Source organism: Mesotoga infera (assembly GCA_011045915.1).
In the GTDB taxonomy this organism is placed as follows: domain Bacteria; phylum Thermotogota; class Thermotogae; order Petrotogales; family Kosmotogaceae; genus Mesotoga; species Mesotoga infera_D.
This window is the reverse complement of sequence record DSBT01000331.1, coordinates 1-5465: the sequence shown is the minus strand read 5'-3', so window position 1 is coordinate 5465 and position 5465 is coordinate 1. Positions and strand designations below refer to the sequence as shown.

General features: G+C 46.7%; 7 protein-coding genes. 4 read left to right on the top strand and 3 right to left on the bottom strand.

The features are described from left to right. Positions 1–776: TGS domain-containing protein (locus ENN47_10765; protein HDP78639.1), on the bottom strand; the 776-nt coding region annotated here is incomplete at its 3' end. 13 nt (positions 777–789) lie between these two features. Continuing rightward, on the bottom strand, positions 790–1167 hold the full coding sequence (locus tag ENN47_10760; GenBank protein HDP78638.1) for a RidA family protein: 378 nt from the start codon (positions 1165–1167) through the stop codon (positions 790–792). Positions 1168–1278: 111 nt separating this feature from the next. Here ENN47_10760 and ENN47_10755 point away from each other — a divergent pair, with 111 nt between their 5' ends. Further along, positions 1279–2010, top strand: coding sequence for a radical SAM protein (locus ENN47_10755; GenBank protein HDP78637.1), 732 nt, complete (start codon positions 1279–1281; stop codon positions 2008–2010). Here ENN47_10755 and ENN47_10750 read toward each other — a convergent pair whose 3' ends face one another. After that, the gene (locus tag ENN47_10750; GenBank protein ID HDP78636.1) at positions 2011–2472 is read right to left on the bottom strand and encodes a hypothetical protein; all 462 of its coding nucleotides are present in this window, start codon (positions 2470–2472) and stop codon (positions 2011–2013) included. A 455-nt stretch (positions 2473–2927) separates the two neighbouring features. Here ENN47_10750 and ENN47_10745 point away from each other — a divergent pair, with 455 nt between their 5' ends. The 3 genes from ENN47_10745 to ENN47_10735 all read left to right on the top strand — a co-directional run. Next, positions 2928–4046, top strand: a complete 1119-nt coding sequence (locus tag ENN47_10745; protein ID HDP78635.1) for a branched-chain amino acid ABC transporter substrate-binding protein — start codon at positions 2928–2930, stop codon at positions 4044–4046. A 65-nt stretch (positions 4047–4111) separates the two neighbouring features. Then, positions 4112–5002 (top strand): branched-chain amino acid ABC transporter permease, encoded by an 891-nt coding sequence (locus ENN47_10740; GenBank protein ID HDP78634.1) that lies wholly within the window; start codon positions 4112–4114, stop codon positions 5000–5002. 10 nt (positions 5003–5012) lie between these two features. Further along, on the top strand, positions 5013–5465 hold a 453-nt coding region (locus ENN47_10735), incomplete at its 3' end, for a branched-chain amino acid ABC transporter permease (GenBank protein HDP78633.1).

The following is a 5465-nucleotide window of genomic DNA, read 5'->3' as shown; positions in this document are numbered from 1 at the left end:
AGGCCAAGCGCCGGACCAAGCTTCCTGTGATCCCTCTTCTTCGCCTCTTCAATCTTCTCAAGATAATCCTCGAGATCGCTCTTCTTCGCGAAGGCCGTTCCATAAACTCTCTGAAGCATCTTGTTGTTTTCATCGCCTCTCCAGTACGCACCGGATACGGAAGTGAGCTTGAAATACTTAACCTTGCCAGTAGAGGAAACGTGAGGACCCCTACAAAGATCGACAAATTCGCCTTGCCTGTAGAATGTGACAGTCTTAGCCCCGGTGTCCTTTATAAGATCCTCAATAAGCTCCACCTTATAGGGCTGGCCCTCCTTATCCATGAGAGCTAATGCATCACTCACGGGCAGCTCGAACCTCTCCACCGTGAGATCCTCCTTGATTATCTTCTCCATCTCTGATTCAATCTTCGGCAAATCCTCTTCAGTAATTCTCGTATCGCCTAGATCTATGTCGTAGTAAAATCCATTCTCAATTGTAGGTCCTATGGCAAGCTTGACTTTCTCCTTGCCATAGATCCTCATTACTGCCTGAGCCAGAATATGCGACATTGTATGTCTGAAGAATACTGCAGCTTCAGGATCCTTATCAAGTACCAGTCTAACCGAAGCATCACTCTCAATAGGTCTTTCCAGATCCCACAGCTCTTCATTGACTATCGCACCGAAAGTTCGCCTGGCAAGACCTTCGGAGATGTCTCTTGCAATCTCCTCTGGCGCCACACTGTGCCCGTATTCTCTAATGGACCCGTCGGGCAGTTTTATAGAAATACCCATAATATCCTCCTGATTACGGAATTATCGCCACAGCTTCCATTTCTACCGGCGCATTCTTGGGCAAGTTAGAGACTTCAACGACAGCTCTCGCGGGCTTGTGTTCCTTGAAATACGTCATGTAGATTTCGTTTAGAATCGAGAATTTCCCCATATCTCTAACATAGATGTTCACTTTCACGATATTGTCCAGACTCGACCCGCCGGCGGCGATAACCGCGAATAAATTCTCCAGTGACTGTCTGCATGCTCCTTCGAAATCCGTCACCAGTTCACCGGTCAACGGGTTGAGGGGGATCTGTCCAGAAACAAAGAGAAAACCACCGGCCGCTATCGCCTGAGAATATGGTCCAACCGCTGCCGGCGCCTTGTCAGTACTGATAACCCTCAACACAGTAACACCTCCTATTTTGGTTAATTATATCATTACAGAATAGATGAAGCGACGCATATGCACTTTCGAAAACGCATTCGCAAAGAGAAACAATGTAGAATCGATCTGTATATGATTGAAGAGATAAGAGCAAGCAGAGCCCTTACAAAATCAAGCATCCCATTGACGGATTTCACGGTCAATCCTTATGTTGGATGCACAATCGGCTGCAAGTACTGTTTTGCAAGGTTTATCGGCTCTTTCAAGTACAGCCGCGGCAGATGGGGCAGAGACGTTCAGGTTCGTAAGAATATTGTCTCTCTTCTGAGGAAAGAGATCACTCACCATCCCAAGCGCGCCGTGTTTCTCAGTACGGCCTGTGATCCATATCAGCATATTGAAGAGAAGTATGCGATCACCCGTGAAATTCTGAGAATACTTATCTCTCATCGTATTCCCGTATTCTTAATGTCAAAGTCCGCTTTGCTTAGAAGAGATATTGACCTGCCTAGAGCCTCCGAAGGAGAAGCAAGGGTTTTGATAACGATCACTACGGACATGAACGATGTCAGAAAGATCCTTGAACCCGGTTCATCTACCTTTGAAGAGAGACTTGAGACAATCGACATGCTTATTGCCAACGACATCAAAGTTGGCGCCTTCGTCGGTCCGATTCTCCCGATGAACGCAGCCAGAGTTGCCTTCGAGCTTTCAAAAAGGGTCGAAGAAGTACACATAGATCCGATGAACTACATTTTTCAAGTCAGAGACATCTACAGAAAATACGGCTGGCAGAGATGGCTCACTAGCGATGCGTATGAAAATACTAAAGAAGAGTTCTCTAGATTACTCAAGGTCAATTAGCTAGAAAACAAATCCGGCCGCAATGTAAGGACAGAATTCCATATTTTCTAGTGACGGGCTGAAATCGAAATTCAAACCGCCCTCAAGAAAAAGACCGGAATCGGAAACGCCGAAGCCAGCCCTAACTCTGGCTGGAAGATCCCAGCCTTCGATTTTCCCTCCAAGTACGTCAATCACTCCCCTTACCTGAACACCTAAACCGGCTTTTATGTATAGAACGGTAATAGGAAGCTTCAGATTAAGACCAACATAACTCAAAAACGGATCTGCAAATTCAATCCTTCTTTCTGAAGGCCATACTTGAGCGACAGGAATATCCAGAGAGATTGGCCCAATACTGCCGAGAAGTGAAAGCCTGGCACAGCTAAGGCTGTTTTGATCAGATTGAGTAACATCCACACTCATTCCCAGATCGATCTCCACGGCTATCATAGTTGAAACCAGGGCCAAAGAAAGAATCATCAGAAAGCACACCCTCACAGACAACACCCCCAGGGAAGACTATTTCAAAAATAACGAGTTAACACACAACTATTATAAACCAAGCGCAGTGTAGAGCAAGAACAAGTTGTACAATGAGCCCTTTGCAGAATTTCCAAGAAGCGCAAACAGCAAAGACGGCTCTCAGAAAGACTCTTCCGAGACGAAGGATTTCCATTTTTCATCATAATTGGAGCAATTATTGTCGATACTCACCGCAGGAAAACTATTTGCATCTGCAAACCGTCGAACTATAGCCAGATAATCAGTGTTATTTTCTCCTGTTTGATCGTGATCGACTATAACGGCATTGGCGATGTGCACGAAAGAGATGGTACACTTTGCATGATGTATAATGCATCGTGTTCATTATTTGTTAATCTTTCTTCCCAAAGAACGGGGCGTTCTATGACGGTCCCGCACATGGAGGTGTTTGGATGAAGTTAAAAAAGGTACTCGTAGTCGCAATGGTCATGCTAATTGGGGTTGCTGCGTTTGGCGCAACGATCAAGGTTGCATTGGTTGCACCATTCACAGGACTGGGTTCTATTCTTGGCGACTACATCAAGATGGGCGCGCAGTTAGCGCTCGAAGAGATCAACGCTGCTGGTGGGGTCAACGGGGATCTGCTCGAAATGGTTGTCTATGACGACGCAGCTAATCCAAGCACGGCTGCAAATGTTATAAGAAGAGCTCTCTTTCAGGACAACGTTGTAGCCGTATTTGGACCGAACATGAGCAGTTCAGTCATCGGCGTTCACCAACTCGCGCAGCAGGCAAAGGTTCCAATGCTAGTCGGAGCGACCTCTCCTTCATTCAGGTACTCGGTAATTCCCAACGATTTCCTTTTCAGACTCAGAGCCGACGACAAGGTCAAGGTTATTCAGCTGGTGAAGTACGCAGTTGAGGTTCTTGGAATCGAGAAACCTGGAATTATATACGGCTCAACCGACTACTGTATTGCTGCTCTTGAAGTTGCCAAAGAGGAGTTCCCGAAGTACGGAATCGAAATAGTGGCATTGGAACAGATCAAAGAAGGCGACAAGGATGCAACCGGACAGTTGTTGAAGATGAAGAACGCTGGATTCGATGGACTAATAGGACTTACACACGAATCAGAAGCAGCGGTGTCTGTTAATCAGCTGAGACAGTTACAGATCGATGTGCCGATTATCGGATTCTCTGCATGGGGTGTTCCCGCATTCACAGACCTAGCTCCTGAAGCGGCTGTAGGTGTGTATTCAGTACAGGGATTCAACCCGGTCGATCCCGATCCTGCTGTTCAGGCTTTTGTTGAAGCCTACATGGCCAGATGGGACGGCAAGGAACCTAGTGACCCGGGACAGGCTTACTATGACGGAATGTATTTGCTCGCAGATGCAATAAGAAATGTAGGAACTGACGGAACAAAGCTTGCGGAATACCTTGCAAATGAAGCCACAATTGTCGGTGTGCAGGGCGAACTGAAGTGCGATGAACACCATAATTTCACCAATGTATGTCTGATTTCACAGTTCGACGGAAAAGACTGGCAGATAATCACTAAGTTGTACTAAGCCTCTTTGCGGGAGGGGGCGCTCTGCCTGCCTCCCGTTTACTTTCCTTACAAGGAGTGTGAACAATGCTTCAAGACATTCTCCAGAATATTGTTTCAGGGGCTTCAATCGGTGCCACATATGGACTCGTAGGACTGGGAGTAGTTTTCCTCTGGTTGACGATCTCAAGAATAAACTTTGCCAACATATCGTCGGCGATGTTGGGAGCCTATCTCTTCTACAGTTTCTATACTCAACTGAACTTGGGTTTTTTCATCTCTTTCGTTTTGTCTATAGCCGTTATAGCGCTCTATGGGTTGGGATTGAGAGCCTTCATATATGAGCCCATAAGGAAGCGTGGAGGCGGACGTCTCGAATTCGTGGTCGCCACGCTTATGCTGTGCACCTTCTGGCTCAACTTGATAATTGTTACTTACGGGGCTCTACCGAAGCCATTTCCGCCGGTATTCGGGGGAAGCAACGACTTCATTTCGCTCGGAGGAATAAGAATTCCCTCGCTCTACTTGAACATATATCTCGTAATTGCAATCCTTATGGTCTTCATCTATTTCATTCTAAACAAAACGCTTATCGGGAAATCATTCCGCGCAGCTGCTCAGAACAGGGAAGCGGCTGCTCTCATGGGAATTGACGTGAAGGTAACGACCTCTCTATCCTTCATTCTCGCGACAGTAGTAGTGGGAATTGCCGGAATACTTCTTGCGCCCATTTACTTCGTCTCTCTCGAACTTGGGGGAGGCTCGATAGGGGTTAAAGGCTTTGCTTCGGCCGTACTTGGAGGATTGACCAATCCTTACGGAACGATACTCGGGGGAATATCTCTTGGCCTCCTTGAAAACTTTTCAACCCTCTACATATCCTCCACATACAGAGACATAATATCCTTCTCGGTTCTTGTTGCCGTTCTGATACTGAAACCTTCCGGAATATTCAACTGGAAGAGAAAGAAGATATAGGGGGTGCAAGATGAAGAAGTTGATATTCATTCTCGGGGCAATTCTACTCATAATACTGTTTCCCATTTTCACCAAAAATTCGTACCATCTCTACCTGATGAACAGAGCCCTAATCCACGCGATTCTCGCTACCGGACTGGTCTTTCTGACTGGTTTCGCCGGCCAGATATCGCTCGGACAGGCCGGCTTCTACGCAATAGGGGCCTACACTTCGGCATACTTCACTGTGAAGCTCGGAATGCCAATTACAGTCGGAGTAATCGCGGGAATTGTCATCAGTGTCGTCGCCGGATTTCTTCTAAGTATTCCCTCGTTCAAGCTCAAGGCTTTCTTCCTCTCACTTGTGACAATTGCTTTCGGACAGATAGTCTGGATGCTTGTGATAAACCTCACTCCGATTACCGGTGGGCCGTCCGGCTTTTTTGGCATACCATTCTACTCGGTGGGAAACAACATGCTTTCT

Excerpts from the sequence above, each read along its gene's own strand:
- ENN47_10755 (HDP78637.1), top strand. The coding sequence starts at position 1,279 with ATGATTGAAGAGATAAGAGCAAGCAGAGCCCTTACAAAATCAAGCATC.
- ENN47_10750 (HDP78636.1), bottom strand. The coding sequence starts at position 2,472 with ATGATTCTTTCTTTGGCCCTGGTTTCAACTATGATAGCCGTGGAGATC.
- ENN47_10745 (HDP78635.1), top strand. The coding sequence starts at position 2,928 with ATGAAGTTAAAAAAGGTACTCGTAGTCGCAATGGTCATGCTAATTGGG.
- ENN47_10740 (HDP78634.1), top strand. The coding sequence starts at position 4,112 with ATGCTTCAAGACATTCTCCAGAATATTGTTTCAGGGGCTTCAATCGGT.